Raw genomic sequence first — 18,246 nt, forward strand, 5'->3', positions numbered from 1 at the left:
TTTATATCAGCCTTAAATAAACCTAAATCATAGTAAATAAATTAAAATATGTATATTCATAATAACTTAAAAATTAAAATGTGATTAACTTAACATTTTGAATAAAATTATATATACATTATTTTTCTATAAAATATTATTTGCTTGCTATTTATAATGACTAGTCATATTAAATATGCGTATGTATTTTAAATTTTAAGGAATTTTACTATGGATAAAAAAATATCAATTAGAGCTAAAATTCAAAGTTTTGGTGGATTCCTCACAGCAATGGTCATACCAAATATTGGTGCTTTTATGGCTTGGGGATTTATTACCGCTCTTTTTATTCCAGCAGGATGGTTGCCGAATGAACAACTAGGCAGCCTAGTTAGCCCTATGATTACTTATATGTTACCAATGCTTGTTGGATATACCGGTGGTGACATGATTGGAGGTAAACGCGGAGCAATAATTGGCACAGTAGGTACAATGGGGATTGTAGTTGGTTCAGACATACCTATGTTATTAGGTGCAATGGCTATGGGCCCATTGGGTGGTTATTGTAGTAAACAGCTTGATAAATTATTAGAAAATCGTTTACCTAATGGTTTTGAAAATATTATTCAAAATTTTGCATTAGGTTTCTTAGGAATGGGATTAGCAATTTTAGGCTATTATTTTATTGGCCCATTTATGCTATCCATCACTAATATTATCGCTGCAGCAATAGATGGATTATTACAAACGGGTTATCTAGCTTCTCTCGCCTTATTAATTGAGCCTACTAGGGTACTTTTCCTCAATAATGCTATTGATCAGGCAATATTTTATCAGTTAGGAATGAAAGATGCTTTAGTTAATGGATCATCGGTTTACTTCATGGTATTTGCCAGTCCTGGTCCAGGATTAGGTCTACTATTAGCATTCTGTTTCTTCGGTAAAGGTATGAGTAAAAAATCTGCACCGGCAGCAACTATTATTCATTTCTTTGGCGGTATTCATGAAATGTATTTTCCATATGTTTATATGCGACCACTAATGATTTTTCCTCTCATGTTAGGCTCGGCAGCTGGGATTATTGTCTTTTCACTAATGAATGCCGGATTGGTTGCAGGTGCTACTCCAGGATCAATTTTTGCCTTTTTAGCTCTTACACCTCCTGGAAAACATCTTGCAACAATATGTGGTATAGGCGCCGCTGCGATAGTTTCATTTATTGGTTGTAGTTTTTTACTTAAAATCAGTCCAATTACTGAAAAAGATGAAGATTTCTCTAATTCAAAACAAGAAGTGCTTGATACAAAATTAGAAGGAAGCAATAAAGCTTATTTGAAAGCCAAAGCTGACATTCAGTTATCAAATCAATCTCAACAAAATGAACAAGAAGTTGATCTAAAAAATATTCAATTCATTGCATTTGCTTGTGACGCTGGAGCTGGTTCAAGTGCACTAGGTGCATCAAGATTCAAAAAACAACTAAAGGAAAACGGTGTTGATAAAGACATTATTGTAAAACATTTTTCCATCGAAAATGTACCGCAAGAAGCTGATCTTGTTGTTATTCAAGAACGATTAGTTGAAAGAGCTAGCCATAAGGTAAAACAGCCAATAGTAAGTATTAAAAACTATATTGGTGATCCTAAATTAGATGAATTAATCAATAAGATAAAAGAAGCCTTATCTTAATATTGTTCGGTCTTATTGAAGTAAGAATTTTTATAATTTTTTTAACAGAGACAAAATATGAAAGCAGTGAAAATAACTGATATAAAAAAAACAGACATTGTTGAACTTCCTGAACCGTTACTCAAGGAAGGAAATGCTGTTGTTAAAATTGAATATGGTGGTATCTGTGGTTCAGATACCCATTTTTACCTAGGAATGCACCCTTCATTGAAGCCACCAACAAACTTTATTCAAGGTCATGAAGCGGTTGGGGTGATCACTAAAGTAAACTCTAATAATAAAGGATTTTCAATCGGTGATCATGTTGCAATAAATCCACTTGTTGGGTGTGGAGAATGTGTTAATTGTATTAATGGCTATCCCAATATCTGTCGAGTAAATCGTCGTGTAATGGGATTTAGATTAGATGGAACTTTAGCTCAATACATAACTGTAGATCTCGATCATTTGGTTAAGTTAGATAACAACATTGATCTTAAAATAGCTGCCACATTTGAGCCTTTAGCGGTTGGTTATCATGCTGTTAAACTTCTAGAGAATATAAATATAAATAATTATCCGATCATTATTACTGGTGGTGGCACTATAGGCGTTGTGACCGGATTGGTTTTAAAGCATCTTTATAACTTAAAGCCAATTATTATTGAAACAAATCAAACTAGAGTTAAATTACTTAATGAACTTGGATTTACAGTAAATAATAGTATCTGTGAAGTTCATATTTTAGATTCAAAAATCAGACCGATTATTTTTGAATGTTCAGGAGTGCGAAATGTACTTGATGAAATTATTGATTCACAAAGAAAGCCAGAATATTTAGTGCTTATTGCGCAATATGCTAAAGGAAATAGCGTTAATCTTCATGAATTACAATCATCGGAAATAACTGTTATTTCTAGCCATATGTATACACCAGAAGATCTTATTAATACGGCAAAATTGTTAAGTCGAAAGGAAGTTCAAACTGACTTATCAAAAATAATCTATGAAAAAGTCTTTCCATTAGAAGATGCAGATAAAGCCTTTCAACAAGCTATATCAGGAAACCTCGATGGCAAACTCAAAGTGCTTATTAAATGTTGAGTTTAATAAAGGATTAGAATAAGTGAGGAAATAATGAATATTGAACAGTTAAAAAAATCAGCTAAACAAGCAAGACGTGATATTGTCTCAATGATATATCGTTCTGGAGCTGGTCACCCAGGTGGGGCATTATCAATAGCTGATATCATGACCTATATTTATCAAAACGAAATTAATTTTAATCAAAGTCCTAGAGCTCGTCTTGTCATGAGTAAAGGGCATGCGGTTGCAATTCAGTACGCACTACTTAACCAATTAGGTTTTATTAAAGATGAAGAAATGATTACTTTTCGTAATTTAAATTCTCGTTTACAGGGACATCCTAATATTAAAACAGTTCCACAACTTGATGCTAATACAGGGTTATTAGGACAAGGTTTATCAATTGCATTAGGAATGGCCGCTGCCAAAAAACTCAATAATGATCCAAATAAAGTCTATGCAATTATTGGTGATGGTGAAATGCATGAAGGACAAATTTGGGAAGCACTTCAGCAAGCCGCTCATATGAAAATGGATAATTTAGTTGCGGTTATAGATTATAACAAATTGTCTTCTCATGATGAGGTTAATTCAGTATGTAGATTAGAACCATTGGCTGACAAATTACGAGTTTTTGGATGGAACGTAATTGAATTAACCGATGGTAATGATATGGAACAAATAGTGGATAGCTTTGCATTAGCTCGCCATTATAAAGGTAAACCAATTGCTATCTTAGCTCATACCATCAAAGGAAAAGGGGTTAGTTTTATGGAAAATAATGGTGATTGGCATTCTAAAACACCAACTGATGCCGAGTACAAACAAGCTATGGAGGATTTACAATGATAGAAATGAAAGCACCTCGGGATGCAATTGGTAAAGCATTAATTCAATTAGCAGAAAATAACATCCCGATCACTGTTATTGATTGTGATTTAGCTAGTTCAACTCGTGCTGATCAGTTCGCACAAGCTTACCCACAACGTTTTTTTGAGATGGGCATAGCTGAAGCATCAGCATTAAGCTTTGCAGCTGGACAATCATTTGAAGGATTAATTCCATTTTTTATCGATTTTGCTATTTTTGCAACAGGAACGGTATGGACGCAGCTCAGACAATCTTGTTATGCAAATGCAAACATTAAAATAGTTGGTACTCATCCAGGTGTGGATGGTGGATTTGATGGTGCCTCTCATCATGCGTTAGAAGATATTGCATTAACGAGAGTCTTGCCAAATTTAACCGTTTTATCACCAGCTGATGCAGATGAAGTTTACGAAGCATTTGAACAAGCAGCCAAAATTAAAGGCCCTGTTTATATTAGAGTGGCTCGTGAGCCAATGCCAATCCGTGATAAAACCAAGGTTCCTCGAGTTAATGATATTGATGCTGTGATCAATGAAGGAAATGATTTTGCTATTATTTTCGAAGGGGCAAGTTATGAACAAGCTAATGACGGTTATCAAAAATTAACCTCACTTGGTCATAAAGGAAAGCTTATACATTTAGCTTGTATCAAACCATTCAATCAAGAAAAATTTAAATCCTTATGCCAACATGTCAATGTTCTTATAACCGTTGAAAATCACAGTATCAATGGTGGTATTGGTGGATTAATTGCTGAACAAAGTATGCAAAATGGTATTTTAAAACCACTGATAAGGATAGGTGTATCTGATACATTTACTGAATCAGGAAAAAGTGGTCAACTAAAAGATAAATACGGAATTAGTGGTCAAAATATTTGTGACCAATTTTTGAAAGTTGTATCTTAAAATAGATGATGGTTGCAAGTGGTAGCTTGTAACCATATTAATCATCGATATAAAAAATTAATAATGAGTAATAAAAGAGTAATAAATATGTCCATACATCCTATTTTTGAAAGATATTGGCAGTTTAATGAAGAAAATTTGGATTGGAAAAGTGCGATTCAATTAGTTGGAAATTCATTAATCGAAAATAATATTATCGAACAAAGATATATAACATCTATAATTGATAATGTTAATCAAATTGGTGCGTACTTTATTATAGCAGATGGTTTTGCCTTACCGCATTCTCGCTCAGAAAATGGTGTAATATGTGAAGAAACAAAATTTTCTTTACTGAAATGCACTCATCCTGTTATTTTTCCTGACGGTGAAAAAATATCTTTGCTTATTATGTTAGCTGCGTCAGACAATAATAAGCATATTGATGCGATGTCAGAACTCATAGAATGGTTAGAAGAAGACAATCGGCTCGATAATTTAATCAATGTTGATAATAAAATTGAATTTGAGAACCTATTATTTAGGTAATTATTAAAATAATATCTAAACAAATTCTTGGTAACTGATATCAATAATATAATAAAACGTTTTACCGTTTGGTGTGATGACTGCTATTTCATCATCAATTTTATGACCAATTAAAGCTCTGGCAACAGGGCTATTAATCGATATCCAATTTCTTTTGGGATCGAATTCATCACTGCCAACAATACGGTAGATATGTAATTTTCCTGAATCATCTTCCAATTTGACCCAAGCCCCAAAAAATACTTTTCCTTCTTGTCTTGGATCAGGATCGACAATCGTTAATATTTCTAAACGTTTGGTTAAAAAGCGAACACGTCTGTCAATCTCTCGAAGACGTCTTTTTCCATAAATATATTCCGCATTTTCACTACGGTCGCCAAGGGCTGCAGCATCAGAAACAGCTTGAGTAACACGAGGCCTTTCTTCTTTCCATAAATATTTCAATTCACGATCGAGTGCCAAGTAGCCCTCTCTTGTTATATAATTAGCTTTTTGCATAATGAATATAAATTCCGTTAATCGACGAGATATACAGAGATATCATGATAAATAATCAAATTAGCCATATTATAGCGGGTGAATTAACCGTAAAACCAGAACAAGTTTTAGCTGCCATTCAGTTATTAGATGATGGTAGTACCGTTCCCTTTATTGCTCGATATCGTAAAGAGGTGACCGGAGGTCTGGATGATACCCAATTACGTACCTTAGATAGCCGTTTAAGTTATTTGCGAGAACTAGAAGATCGTAAACAAACAATTTTAAAATCAATTGAGGAACAGGGTAAATTAACCCCAGAATTAAGCCAAAAAATTACTGATACGCTTAGTAAAACGGAATTAGAAGATCTTTATCTTCCTTATAAACCAAAACGTCGTACCCGCGGTCAAATAGCAATCGAGGCAGGGCTTGAATCTCTCGCTGACGATTTATGGCAAAATCCCGATCTCAATCCAGAAACTGAAGCTGAAAAATATATCAATGCAGATAAAGGCATTGCTGATACTAAATCTGCCTTAGATGGTGCCCGTTATATTTTAATGGAGCGTTTTGCTGAAGATGCCGCTTTACTTGCTAAAGTTCGTCATTATCTTTGGAATAACGCGCATCTTGTATCTCAAGTTATTACTGGTAAAGAGGAAGAAGGTGCTAAATTTAGAGACTACTTTGCACAAAGTGAACTTATTTCAAAAGTGCCTTCTCATCGTGCTTTAGCGATGTTTAGAGGGCGAAATGAAGGATTTTTACAACTTTCACTCAATGCCGATCCACAATTTGAAGAAACGCCAAAAGAGAGCTATTGCGAGCAAATTATTACAGAGCATTTAGGGATTCATTTTAATGATCAACCTGCAGATAAATGGCGTAAAGCAGTTATTAATTGGACATGGCGAATTAAGATTTTAATGCACATGGAAACCGAGCTTATGACCACTTTGCGTGAACGTGCTGAAGAGGAAGCAATTAACGTATTTGCAGCAAATTTACACGATATGTTGATGGCTGCACCTGCAGGTATGAAAGTCACCATGGGAATGGATCCAGGCTTACGAACAGGTGTAAAAATTGCTGTTGTGGATTCTACAGGTAAACTTATTGCGACCGAAACGATTTATCCTCATACAGGACAAGCTGATAAAGCAGCAATGATTGTTGCTGCACTTTGCATTAAACATCAAGTGGAATTAGTTGCAATTGGTAATGGCACGGCATCTCGTGAAACTGAACGTTTTTATCTTGATGTTCAGAAAAAGTATCCGGAAGTAAAAGGGCAAAAAGTTATTGTCAGCGAAGCTGGGGCTTCTGTTTATTCTGCATCAGAGCTTGCTGCTCAAGAGTTCCCTGATCTGGATGTATCAATTCGTGGTGCGGTATCCATTGCTCGTCGTTTACAAGATCCATTAGCTGAGCTAGTAAAAATCGATCCAAAATCCATTGGGGTGGGGCAATATCAGCATGATGTTAGTCAGACCCAATTAGCTAAAAAACTTGATGCGGTGGTTGAAGATGGAGTAAATGCGGTAGGGGTAAATTTAAACACTGCATCAATGATGTTACTTGCCCGTATTGCAGGATTGAATAAAGTTATTGCCCAAAATATTGTAGATTGGCGTAATGAACATGGTCAATTTACCGATCGCAAACAGTTGTTAAAAGTTAGTCGTTTAGGCCCTAAAGCGTTTGAACAATGTGCTGGTTTTTTACGCATAATGGAGGGTAAAAATCCACTTGATGCATCGGCTGTTCACCCTGAAGCCTATCCGGTAGTTGAACGAATTTTAGAGAAAAATCATAAATCTTTAAAAGAAATTTTAGGTGATACTCATTATCTGAAATCATTAAAAGCGGTTGATTACGTTGATGACCATTTTGGTGTTCCAACTGTCACTGACATTATTAAAGAACTTGATAAACCCGGACGAGATCCAAGGCCCGAATTTAAAACGGCCCAGTTTGCTGATAACATCGAAACAATGGAAGATTTAAAAATAGGCATGATTATGGAAGGTGCGGTAACCAATGTTACCAATTTTGGTGCTTTTGTTGATATTGGTGTACATCAAGATGGTTTAGTTCATATATCAGCATTATCTGATAAATTTGTTGAAGATCCACGAACGGTAGTTAAAGCTGGTGATATTGTTAAAGTTAAAGTGATTGAAGTGGATATTGCCCGCAAACGTATTGCTTTATCGATGCGACTTGATGATCCAACAACGCCAAAAGTAGAAGGGGCCAAAGCTCGAACGAATAAATCAACCGGTACTTCTAAAAGTGGACAGTCAGCGCCTATTACAAATAGTGCAATGGGTAATGCTTTTGCTGCAGCTTTTAAAAAAGGAAAATAAATTCAGTTATATTTTATTTGTAAAGGGAGGTTAATGCCTCCTTTTTTATTTAACGCTAATTTCAAAATATTTTAATAAAATTATTGATGATAAATCCAGTGATTAAAAATCAAATCAGGAGCTCAATCACTTTATTTAGAATTATTATTTTAATAAATATTCATTTGAGAACCATTAAATATCAATAAATTGATATTTAGCTATTCCATATTGTATATATTATTATATACTATGCACAATTGTGTAGATTATTTTTAACATATACAATTAATTATCTTATTTAATCAGCCTGTTAGTAAAGTTAAACTACTTTGCGCTGATCTTTTTAATAGCATTTCTTATTTTGATATTCTTAAATTAGTTTATTAACAACATTTGAATATTACACTTTTTCGATAGCGACATAGTCGTTTTTGCTCTAGATATTAAATAAAAATATACCGTTACATGGATGCAATTTAATAACTTTCTAATGGTTTCTATTGCTTATCCGCGTTTTTAAAATTTGAAATAGGTAACAATTTTTATCAATCATTTGATAATTCTGTAGTTTATTAAAACTTTAAATCAATAACTTTATTCTAATTTGCAGGAAAGTTTATGAGTAGAGGAATTAGCATGAATAGTAAAATGTTTGTTTCCCCAAAATTTTATTTGATGCAATTAATATTTAATATTACAGCTATTTCTTTTTTTTGCCTTTTTTGCCATACATCTCTAGCCGCATTATCATTTGCTGCAACCACTACGCAATATATTCACGGTAATCCGCCTGAAATTCTAGAATCTGCTGATACAAAAATCTTAAATGGAATTCAATTTAAATTAAATATTGATGGTATTGATCCTGTGATTGTTTTGCCTGGTACTGATAATAAGATTTCTGTTGCTTACAACACTTCACCAAGTATTTATTCATTTGGGGTAGATACTTCAAGTTTGAATGATAGTGATATAAATGATGTAGATGGTGACAAAGTAGCTACTACCGGCAGTTTTATCATTCAGTCTATTAATACTGAATGGCGGGACTCAAGCAATAACATAATTCCTTCTGATTCTACTTCCCAACTTGGTAGTGATGTGTGTAATTCATCGACGGCTAATGCAAAATCATCAGTAAAAGTAACGATTCAATTTGTTGCTAAAACCCAGTACGGTGCTCCTGATCAGTCAGAACCAAGAGAAGTCTCTAAAACATTTCAAGTCAGTGCTGATGATGGTATCTGTTATATTAGGCCTGGTGTATTGGCTCTGATTATGCACAATGGATGGGATGAAGGGGATAACTATGCTCCTTATGGTGCTGATACGATAGATCTTGATGTTCCTTATAACGTAGACCAATTTACTATGCATAAAGGTTTTAAGGCCTCCGCTAAAGATCAAAACGGCAATTACTTCCCAACATATGGTTTCCCGGATGCACGTTTTAGAATTGTGCCGGTAAATCCAATTTCAGATTATAGTTATACCTTGGTTAAAAATCCGAATAATTCACTAATTAGTGCTTCTCGTGATTCAAGCGCTGATTCTAAAAGTGAATTTAAATTTACCGAAAATGTACCAGCTCAAGATGATAAATTTGTAATATTAGTTACCAATAATCGAACGTTAGCACAGTTTTATTACACTTTCTCTATAAAACATTGGTTATATTTTACAAATAACTTGGCTGGCAATTGGCAAAGCGCAAATACATATTGTCAAAATAATAATGATAGATTACCAATACGAGCTGAGTTATCCAATTCTCCTTTTGCTACCGTTTCAACAAATAATGATTTCTATTATGTAAAAAATAATGGATATAGAAGAGCAATCGGTGAAGGATTATTGCCAGAATGGGGTAAAGTCTACTTTTATTCGCCACTTGATTATATTGGGCGAGATATGATGTCTGGTGCGCCAAATTTAAGAAGTTTAATCAATTATGATTTCTATTTTACCAGTGAACCATCATCGGTAAAAGATGGATTAGGTAATTATCGATATTACAGTGTAGGGATGGTAGAAGGTAATATTATTGTTGAACCAGATATAGCATATACCTTATGTGTTAAATATTAACGTTGATATACAATTAGCTATTTTTTAAAAAATCTTAACAGATATTAATGATTTATATTAATCTTTGATTTTGCTGTTAATCAAATGAGCAGGTTTTCAACCTGCTCATTTTTATTTCAATAATATCATGGGGTAAAAAATTTAAGCCATTATTTTGGAATTTTTATAATAAGCCTGTTTATGTTTTTTTAAGCACACACTCATTAAAAAAACGCTATTATGATAAATAAACAGTTGGTAAAACAATATTTTTCAGACCAAATTGCTTTAATTCCATAGCAAAATTTTCGATATGTTGTTTTGAGGCGCTCTGCCATGTTTTGGCTTCACCTCTCACACCATGATTATGAAATGCATTGATTCTAATTTTTATATTTGCATCAAATTGTTTTAAAAAATTAGCTAAATGTTCAGCGTTTTGTTGTAAATCGGTATGCTTAGGAATAATTAGAAATCTGACTTCATATAATTTATTCATTTTTGCAAGATATTCAATTGACTTTTTAACTCTTAAATTTCCCTTGCTGGTTAATGCTTCATGTACTTGATTATCCCATGCTTTAAGATCAATCATTGCCCCATCCATTACGTTGACTATTTTTTGCCAACCCAATTGAGGTAAATATCCATTACTGTCAACAAAACAGCTTAGGTGTTTTAAATCCTGAGCTTGTTTAATCGCACTAAAAAGCTGTTCAATAAACGCCAGTTGCAGTGTTGCCTCTCCACCGCTTAGGGTTATTCCATTTAAAAAAGGGAGATACTTTCGGATAAGTTTTAAAATATCTTCGATACTGTATCGATAAGTCATCGGTGTTGACTGATAGTTACAAGTGTTTATACAAGTATCGCACTGCTGGCAAGTTGAACTTTGCCAAATGACTTTGTTGTTGATAAATGATAATGATTGATGGGGGCAGGTAGCAACACATTCACCACACTCCTTACACCGTGAAATAGTATAAGGATTGTGGCAATTTAAACATTTAAAATTGCAGCCTTGTAAAAAGATGACTAACCGGTTTCCCGGTCCATCAACACAAGAAAAGGGTAAAATTTTATTAACGATTGCCCATGACTTGTTCATGGCTTATTACCCTAGGGGTCCTGCATAAGTAACTATTGTTCACTGTATCTTCGGCTGCTTCACTACCTAAAAATGTGGTATTAATCCGCGAACCTTCTTCTTTATATTTTTTGATATCTGATAATCTCACCATATAACCAGTTACACGTACCAGATCATTACCACTGATATTAGCCGTAAATTCACGGAAACCAAATTTAAATGCTGCTTTACAAATTTGTACTAAGGCTAATGGATTATTTTTAATCGTTTCATCAATAGTTAAAATATCACTAATGCCAGATGTATAATATTTATGGTGTTTAAATAATGCCATTATATGGGTAACAGGATCTGGTTCATGTCCATAAGGGATACGTAAACCAGGTGTTGCACCGCGGTCTGTACTGATACCTGACTGCGCATGTAACATCGCTTTACCTTGCCATGCATGTTTAATTTTATGATTATCAATAAAGTCGGCTAATTGCTTAGAAATTGTTGTAGCTAGTTCATTAGCATCTTCATCAACACCATAGCGACCAGCTAAGTTAGATTTTTCTTGTAGAATATTAACCGCTTCAGCCATAGCATAAATACCAAACATTGGTGCAAATCGAGTTGCGTCAATTAGTCCTTCTTTGACTAAAAAACTATTTTGAAAGAAATTCGATTTTTCATAAAGAAATTCCGATCTCGCTTTGATTAAGTTCAATTGCAATTGGCAATAATAAGGCAGGGTATTTTGTAAAAAGTCGGTAATACTGTTACTTTTTAATGCGACTTCTTTTAAATTGATTCTTGATAAAGTGCTACCACCACCCGCAACAGGGAGAGAGTTATAACAACTTACAACACCATAGCCTTTATCATCAAAATCTTTTTTGATCATCGTATTATTAGCGATATGTGGTTTTGCTGTTTGGCAGATATTCTCAATTGCTGTATTTAGTAAAGATTCTGGGGTGATATCTTCATCATAAATAAACGTTAAATTAGGCGCAACTTGTTTGAGTTCACGATCAACACGTAAAATTACTCGACAGATCACATTGTCAGTAGGACCAATATTGGCGTGCATAAATGCATCAGGAAGATTGCGATCAAGCATAATCCAAAAACGTTTTAATCGCTGATAAAGCTCTTCTTCTGTTAAATTGCCAACATAAGGTAGTAACACTTTATCCAAACAACCTAAATAAACGGGCATACCAGTGACCGAAGGAACATGATGATAAGCAATTGTCAGCATATTTATGGCATCATCAAAATTTTTTGCAGGCTCAAGCTCTAAATACTCAGATCCTTGTTTAAGGAATTTTGCATAATCAGGTAACACATAACGAGGTTTATACGGTGCATGACCTTCGTACATGTCACAAATTACACGCTCATCTAAAGCTTGCTTAGTTTCACTATCCAAATCAACATAAGGTAAATTATTTTCCGCTGCTAAAGCGAGAAGGTTCGCTTTTTGTTTAGGTGACAGGTTGGGATCGGTTACAATATCGTAACAATTTTTTTGAAATTCTGTCATGTTCATAAATACCTCTATATTACCTATATGTTGAAAGCAAAAAATTAAATTTAATGGCTAATTTATAATACCAATTTTACCCGTGCCATTTATATTCTATATTTCTTTTTTAAAGCCGTTATTTTTCCAAAATGAAATTAACCGGCTCATAATCTGCCGCATTAATTGGTGAGTGCGCTTCAATATATTCTCTTATCACATCCGCGTCTCGGTAACCTGTATCGACATAAGTTGGTGAAGTGTTGGTAACAGGATAACCATCTCCACCAGCCGCTAAATAATCTAACGTGGTAATACGATAAGATTTTTGCAAATCAATTGGCTCATTATTAATTTTAATATCGCTAATCGTATTGCCTGCTAGCGTGATATTTTTTAAGTGGGTATAACCACCAGAACCTTGTTTTTTACTTAATGCAACTTTAAGATATTCCACCAATTCACGTCCGGTTAACTCAAAGTAAACAACTGTATTACCAAAAGGCTCAACTTTCAAAATATCACGATAAGTAATATTTCCTTCAATAAGTGAATCACGAATCATACCGCCAGCCATAATGCCAACATCAGCATTCGTTTTTTCAATAAAGGCACTGAGTAACAGCTGTCCCATATTGCTTTGTTGATATCTTACTACACTACGATCACCTTCTAAACGACCGATTAATTCACCTGTTTTAGTGAGTAATTGCTGTTTACCTTGATCTTGATAAGGTTTAAGCGTTTCTAACAATTTTTTATCTTGTTCAATTTCACTAGTGTAGTATTCAAGACGTTTAGTATCGTTGCCATTGTCGACTTCTTTTTTCAAGTTGATAGGAATTAACTGATAATTTTCCAGTGTTATTTTACCGTTTAAAAAGACAAAGTCGGCACGACCAACATATTTACCCCATTCATGAGCTTGAACAATCCAAGTTCCATTTTGTTGATCGGGTGCACATGGTGTGCCAGGAACATACTCAGTAATACGTTTGTTAGGGCTAGCCATACATACAGGGTTTTGAGAGTGACCACCTACAATCATATTTAAATCACCTGGTTTCAATCCCCGTGCTAACTCAACATCACCCGGTGCCATTGAACCATGTTCACCATTTTCATAATGTCCCATATGAGTAACCGCAATAATCATATCTGGGCGCTCATTATTTTTAATTTGACTTATCACCTTCTCTGCTTCAGGCAAGGTTTTGCGAAACTCGACACCGTCAGTATTTTTAGGTGAAGCAAGGAAAATTGTATCATCAGTAGTTAAACCAAATACCGCAACTCTAATGCCATTTAAATCAAACATTTTATAAGCATCGAAAACGCGATTATCAGTATTTTTGAAGTAAGTATTTGCTGATAAAAATGGAAAGTGAGCCCATTTTTGTTGTTCACGAATAACTGCTAAAGGATGATCAAACTCATGGTTACCAACAGCCATTGCATCATAACCAATACTGTTCATACCCATAAAATCGGGTTTAGCTTGTAAAACATCGGATTCAGGAACGCCTGTATTAATGTCACCGCCAGATAGCAGAAGTAATTTCCCACCTTTTTCGGATACTTCTTTTCTAATTTGGTCAACTACAGTTTTTTGAGCAGCTAAACCATATTCACCAATGTCATTTTGCCAAAAATGGCCATGATGGTCATTAGTATGCAAAATAGTAAAAGAATAGGGCTTATCTTTTTCCCAAGTAGGTGCAGTAGATTGCTTGGTCGCAACTGCTGCGAATGAATTAACTGAGAACAGACCTAAAACAATAACTAGTGACAGTTTAAATTTAAAACAATACATGGCATCTCCCAAATCCTTATTAGAGCTATTCCGTAATTACTTTGAAAATCAATTGTGGTTGTTTAGCACTATCACTGATAGTAATATTGTCATACAATTTTTGTTTAATTGCATCAATCTTATCGCTACTTGAATGAATAGTTAATAATGGTTCACCCACTTCAACTTTATCACCCACTTTTTTATGTAAAACAATACCAACTGCTGGATCAATAACGTCTTCTTTAGTTGCTCGTCCAGCACCTAATTGCATTGCCGCAATACCAATTTGGTCGGCAATAATGCGTGATACATAACCTGATTTTTGTGCAGGTAGATCGATTTGGTAAGGGGCATTGGCTAATTTTTCAGGATGATCAACAACAGAGCTATCTCCACCTTGAGCTTCAATTAACGTTTTAAATTTCTCTATCGCTTTACCATTTTTAATGACTTCTTGAAGTTTTTCTCTTGCTTCCTCTAATGTCTTAGCTTTATTGGCTAATACAACCATTTGACTACCAAGCGTTAAAACTAATTCAGTTAAATCAGCAGGACCGTGACCATTTAATGTATCAATGGCCTCTTTAACTTCTAAGGCATTACCAATAGCATAACCTAAAGGTTGAGACATATCTGAGATAATCGCCATGGTTCTACGGCCAATTTGATTACCAATATTAACCATTTCATGTGCTAATTTCTCAGAGTCTTCCATCGTTTTCATTAAAGCACCGTCACCGGTTTTGACATCCAACACAATAGCATCAGCACCCGCAGCCAGTTTTTTACTCATGATTGAACTGGCAATCAGCGGAATAGAGTTAACCGTGCCGGTTACATCACGTAATGAATAAAGTTTTTTATCCGCTGGGGTTAAGTTACCTGATTGACCAATAACCGCAACACCTTTTTGGTTAACCTGATCGATAAACTCTTGCTTACCTAATTCGATTTTAAAGCCGGGAATAGTTTCAAATTTATCGGTTGTTCCACCAGTATGGCCTAATCCTCGACCTGACATCTTGGCAACAGGAATATCTAAAGCAGCAACTAATGGTGCTAATACTAAAGTGGTTGTATCACCCACACCTCCGGTTGAATGTTTATCTACTTTAATACCTTTAATTGATGATAGATCAACAGTATCACCGGAATACATCATAGCACTAGTTAAATCAGCACATTCTTTCGAAGTCATACCTTGATAATAAATAGCCATAAGTAAAGCACTTACTTGGTAGTCAGGAATTGTACCATTAGTATAATTGGTAATAAAAAATTGAATTTCTTCGGTAGTTAAGGCATGTCCATCACGTTTTTTTTCAATAATATCTACAAATCTCATTACACTTCTCTCTTAATATCAATAAATCAAATTAGGATTATATTTTTTCATCCATTATATGGATTGATGATAATTCTGATCTTAGCTTCATCACTCTCTTTTATTATTTTCTATCAATTTTTTGATAGTTAAAATTTTCTTATTCAGAAATAATACTAATCTAAATCACTAGGTGAAAATGACCAAGGCAACAATTCACCGACAGTGGTTTCTTGGATTTTACCATGCATATTTGTCAAAATAACTGGCATATCTTTGGCGCAAAATTCACTAATGACTTGGCGACAAGCTCCACAAGGTGAAATTGGTCCATCAGTATCGCCAATCACAACTAATTTTTTAAATTTTGTTTTACCTTCTGATACCGCCTTAAAAATCGCAGTTCGTTCAGCACAGTTGGCTAGGCCATATGAGGCATTTTCAATATTGCATCCTAAAATAGCTTCGTCATCTTCGGTAATTAATACTGCACCTACTTGAAATTTAGAATAGGGTACATAAGCTTTTGAGCGTGCTGTTTTAGCTAGTTCAATTAGTTTTTCAATCTTCATATTCATAATCCTTGTTATCATCAATAGATTTTTAGTTTTGCGATTTTGTTGGTGCTTGTAAATTAAGTTGATATACACCAAAGCCTAAATTATCTTTTTCAATAAACTTAATTGGGTACAATGAATGTTTTTCAATATAGGCTTTGGCTTCTTCAGTAGGGGAAGATTCAAAGCGAATATCCAAATTAATTTTGCTGGTAATTGGTGCAATTCGCCAGTTATTATCAACCTTCACATTCACTTCACCTTGTTTTTTAGTGTGATTAGTAATATAGGCTGAAAGAATGACCCTTAAATCATCCGGAGAATTAAATTTAACATTTTTACCACCAGTACCAGGGAATGTTCCGGTATAAGCACGATAGTTATTGGTAGCAATTAAAAATGCTTGATTGGAAGCAATAGGTTTTTGTTGATAAGTTAAGTTTACGATACGTTCTGAATCAGGATTAATTAACTGACAATTTCCATCATAACGTGCAGGTTTAGTGATATCAATTTGATAACTCACACCATCAATGGTATCAAAATTATAAGTTCTAAATTTATCCCAATTAATCAAATATTGTGGTTGTGGCGAATTGATATCAATTTGATTATAAACACCTGCTGAGCATTCCAACCACTCTTTAACATCTTTACCCGTTATTTTTACCGCAGATAAAATATTAGGATAAAGATAGATATCAGCTGCATTTCTAAAAGTTAAATCACCTTTTTTGACATCAACATAAGCTGAAGGATCGTTTTTACGACCACCAGCTTTAAACGGTGCAATTGCCGATAAAATGGGTAATCCATCCAGATCTGGATCACCTTGAACAAACTGTTTCACATAATCAATTTGCGCATCACTAATAATTTGCAAAGCAGAAGTATCTTCGACTAATGCTAAATAACTATTGATATCGGTTGAAACCTTGCCAATTGGTTTACCAACAAATTCACGGGTACCTTCGTGGTCGTCTCTTAACGCATTCGTAATATTTTTATCTGTCTCAACTAATGCTTTTTTATTTTTAATATCAAAGATCGGGCGAGCTTCTGATTTACCAGAAATGACTTTCCAATTAGCTTTATCACCTTCAATAACTAAATCAACTACACCTAAATGACTTCCCCATTGTCCAGGCATTACCGCGGGCACATGATTGATATTTCCGGTACTAATATCGGTATTAGGCAATGATTTAAAATCCTCGCTAGGAAAGACCCCATGAGAATGACCAAACATAATAGCATTAATACCTTCAACTTGGCTTAAATAATAGACTGAATTTTCAGCTAAAGCCTTATATGGTTCGGCAGAAACACCTGAATGCGGAATTGCAACAATGATATTTGCACCTTGCTTTTTCATTTCAGGCACTAATTGTTTCGCGGTTTCAGTGATATCTTTAACAATTACCTTACCTTCCAAATTAAGTTTATCCCACTGCATAATTTGTGGTGGCACAAAACCAATATAACCGATTTTAATAGTGTGTTGTTTACCTTCTCTATCAACGACCGGTTTATCTAAAATAATATATTGCCTAAAGTAAGGTTTATTTGTTTTCGCATCAAAAACATTAGCATTAACATAAGGAAAATTAGCACCAGCTAGACTTTTTTGTAAAAAATCTAAACCAAAATTAAACTCATGATTACCGATGTTACCAACTACATAATCTAGCGTATTAAGTGCTTTATAAACAGGATGAGTCTCACCTTTGTTTAGACCTTTATTCAAAGCATAATCAGCCATTGGACTGCCTTGAATCAAATCGCCGTTATCAACTAAAACACTGTTTTTTACCTCTTTTCGTGCTTGATGAATTAAATTGGCTGTTTTAGCTAAACCAAAAGTATCAATGTACTGATCTTTGAAATAGTCATAATTCATCATATTACCGTGCAAATCGGTAGTTTCGATAATTCTTAAATCTACTGTTGCTGCTTGAAGTGAACCAGATATTAATAGGGTTAGTAGGCTTAATCGGGTTTTATTCATATCAATCTCCTATTTCTCTGAT

13 protein-coding genes and 1 pseudogene are annotated in these 18,246 nt (G+C 34.3%); 7 read left to right on the forward strand and 7 right to left on the reverse strand.

Annotated features, from left to right (window positions below):
- The first annotated feature begins 210 nt into the window (after nucleotides 1-210).
- From J3U27_RS10430 to J3U27_RS10450, 5 genes are all read left to right on the forward strand, one after another.
- Nucleotides 211-1,668 carry a PTS mannitol transporter subunit IICB gene (locus tag J3U27_RS10430; protein ID WP_267338963.1) on the forward strand — a complete coding sequence of 486 codons (1,458 nt, stop codon included), beginning with the start codon at nucleotides 211-213 and terminating at the stop codon, nucleotides 1,666-1,668.
- Nucleotides 1,669-1,725: 57 nt separating this feature from the next.
- Complete coding sequence (locus J3U27_RS10435) at nucleotides 1,726-2,751, forward strand: zinc-dependent alcohol dehydrogenase (RefSeq protein ID WP_267330660.1); 1,026 nt, start codon at nucleotides 1,726-1,728, stop codon at nucleotides 2,749-2,751.
- Between the two features lie 33 nt (nucleotides 2,752-2,784).
- Nucleotides 2,785-3,582: a transketolase gene (locus J3U27_RS10440; protein ID WP_267377418.1), complete on the forward strand. Its 798-nt coding sequence runs from the start codon at nucleotides 2,785-2,787 to the stop codon at nucleotides 3,580-3,582.
- Nucleotides 3,583-3,587: 5 nt separating this feature from the next.
- Entirely contained in the window at nucleotides 3,588-4,511 is a 924-nt protein-coding gene (locus J3U27_RS10445; RefSeq protein ID WP_416380566.1) for a transketolase family protein, read from the forward strand.
- Nucleotides 4,512-4,598: 87 nt separating this feature from the next.
- Nucleotides 4,599-5,039: a PTS sugar transporter subunit IIA gene (locus J3U27_RS10450; protein ID WP_065733800.1), complete on the forward strand. Its 441-nt coding sequence runs from the start codon at nucleotides 4,599-4,601 to the stop codon at nucleotides 5,037-5,039.
- Nucleotides 5,040-5,054: 15 nt separating this feature from the next.
- Here J3U27_RS10450 and greB read toward each other — a convergent pair whose 3' ends face one another.
- Nucleotides 5,055-5,537, reverse strand: a complete 483-nt coding sequence (greB, locus tag J3U27_RS10455) for a transcription elongation factor GreB (RefSeq protein ID WP_065733801.1) — start codon at nucleotides 5,535-5,537, stop codon at nucleotides 5,055-5,057.
- A gap of 44 nt (nucleotides 5,538-5,581) precedes the next feature.
- Between greB and J3U27_RS10460 the strand changes: the two are divergent.
- Nucleotides 5,582-7,750, forward strand: a pseudogene (locus J3U27_RS10460) (Tex family protein); the annotation flags it as partial.
- Between the two features lie 756 nt (nucleotides 7,751-8,506).
- Nucleotides 8,507-9,958, forward strand: coding sequence for a hypothetical protein (locus tag J3U27_RS10465; protein WP_267377420.1), 1,452 nt, complete (start codon nucleotides 8,507-8,509; stop codon nucleotides 9,956-9,958).
- Between the two features lie 217 nt (nucleotides 9,959-10,175).
- Here the strand turns inward: J3U27_RS10465 and J3U27_RS10470 are convergent, their stop codons facing one another.
- From J3U27_RS10470 to J3U27_RS10495, 6 genes are all read right to left on the reverse strand, one after another.
- Nucleotides 10,176-11,045 (reverse strand): YjjW family glycine radical enzyme activase, encoded by an 870-nt coding sequence (locus J3U27_RS10470; protein ID WP_267330656.1) that lies wholly within the window; start codon nucleotides 11,043-11,045, stop codon nucleotides 10,176-10,178.
- On the reverse strand, nucleotides 11,020-12,567 hold the full coding sequence (locus tag J3U27_RS10475; RefSeq protein ID WP_416380564.1) for a YjjI family glycine radical enzyme: 1,548 nt from the start codon (nucleotides 12,565-12,567) through the stop codon (nucleotides 11,020-11,022). The genes J3U27_RS10470 and J3U27_RS10475 overlap by 26 nt, the downstream gene beginning before the upstream one ends.
- Before the next feature lie 112 nt (nucleotides 12,568-12,679).
- Nucleotides 12,680-14,353, reverse strand: coding sequence for a bifunctional UDP-sugar hydrolase/5'-nucleotidase UshA (ushA, locus tag J3U27_RS10480; RefSeq protein ID WP_267337442.1), 1,674 nt, complete (start codon nucleotides 14,351-14,353; stop codon nucleotides 12,680-12,682).
- 25 nt (nucleotides 14,354-14,378) lie between these two features.
- Nucleotides 14,379-15,680 carry a pyrimidine-nucleoside phosphorylase gene (locus J3U27_RS10485; RefSeq protein ID WP_220225801.1) on the reverse strand — a complete coding sequence of 434 codons (1,302 nt, stop codon included), beginning with the start codon at nucleotides 15,678-15,680 and terminating at the stop codon, nucleotides 14,379-14,381.
- A gap of 155 nt (nucleotides 15,681-15,835) precedes the next feature.
- A complete protein-coding gene (locus J3U27_RS10490) occupies nucleotides 15,836-16,237 on the reverse strand; it encodes a cytidine deaminase (protein WP_176713943.1) in 402 nt (133 codons plus the stop codon).
- Nucleotides 16,238-16,262: 25 nt separating this feature from the next.
- Nucleotides 16,263-18,224 (reverse strand): bifunctional 2',3'-cyclic-nucleotide 2'-phosphodiesterase/3'-nucleotidase, encoded by a 1,962-nt coding sequence (locus J3U27_RS10495; RefSeq protein WP_267377422.1) that lies wholly within the window; start codon nucleotides 18,222-18,224, stop codon nucleotides 16,263-16,265.
- Between the last annotated feature and the right edge of the window lie 22 nt (nucleotides 18,225-18,246).

Source organism: Gilliamella sp. B2911, assembly GCF_026536965.1.
Classification (GTDB): Bacteria; Pseudomonadota; Gammaproteobacteria; order Enterobacterales; family Orbaceae; genus Gilliamella; species Gilliamella apicola_E.

Excerpts from the sequence above, each read along its gene's own strand:
- J3U27_RS10430 (WP_267338963.1), top strand. The coding sequence starts at position 211 with ATGGATAAAAAAATATCAATTAGAGCTAAAATTCAAAGTTTTGGTGGA.
- J3U27_RS10435 (WP_267330660.1), top strand. The coding sequence starts at position 1,726 with ATGAAAGCAGTGAAAATAACTGATATAAAAAAAACAGACATTGTTGAA.
- J3U27_RS10440 (WP_267377418.1), top strand. The coding sequence starts at position 2,785 with ATGAATATTGAACAGTTAAAAAAATCAGCTAAACAAGCAAGACGTGAT.
- J3U27_RS10445 (WP_416380566.1), top strand. The coding sequence starts at position 3,588 with ATGAAAGCACCTCGGGATGCAATTGGTAAAGCATTAATTCAATTAGCA.
- J3U27_RS10450 (WP_065733800.1), top strand. The coding sequence starts at position 4,599 with ATGTCCATACATCCTATTTTTGAAAGATATTGGCAGTTTAATGAAGAA.
- greB (WP_065733801.1), bottom strand. The coding sequence starts at position 5,537 with ATGCAAAAAGCTAATTATATAACAAGAGAGGGCTACTTGGCACTCGAT.
- J3U27_RS10465 (WP_267377420.1), top strand. The coding sequence starts at position 8,507 with ATGAATAGTAAAATGTTTGTTTCCCCAAAATTTTATTTGATGCAATTA.
- J3U27_RS10470 (WP_267330656.1), bottom strand. The coding sequence starts at position 11,045 with ATGAACAAGTCATGGGCAATCGTTAATAAAATTTTACCCTTTTCTTGT.
- J3U27_RS10475 (WP_416380564.1), bottom strand. The coding sequence starts at position 12,567 with ATGAACATGACAGAATTTCAAAAAAATTGTTACGATATTGTAACCGAT.
- ushA (WP_267337442.1), bottom strand. The coding sequence starts at position 14,353 with ATGTATTGTTTTAAATTTAAACTGTCACTAGTTATTGTTTTAGGTCTG.
- J3U27_RS10485 (WP_220225801.1), bottom strand. The coding sequence starts at position 15,680 with ATGAGATTTGTAGATATTATTGAAAAAAAACGTGATGGACATGCCTTA.
- J3U27_RS10490 (WP_176713943.1), bottom strand. The coding sequence starts at position 16,237 with ATGAATATGAAGATTGAAAAACTAATTGAACTAGCTAAAACAGCACGC.
- J3U27_RS10495 (WP_267377422.1), bottom strand. The coding sequence starts at position 18,224 with ATGAATAAAACCCGATTAAGCCTACTAACCCTATTAATATCTGGTTCA.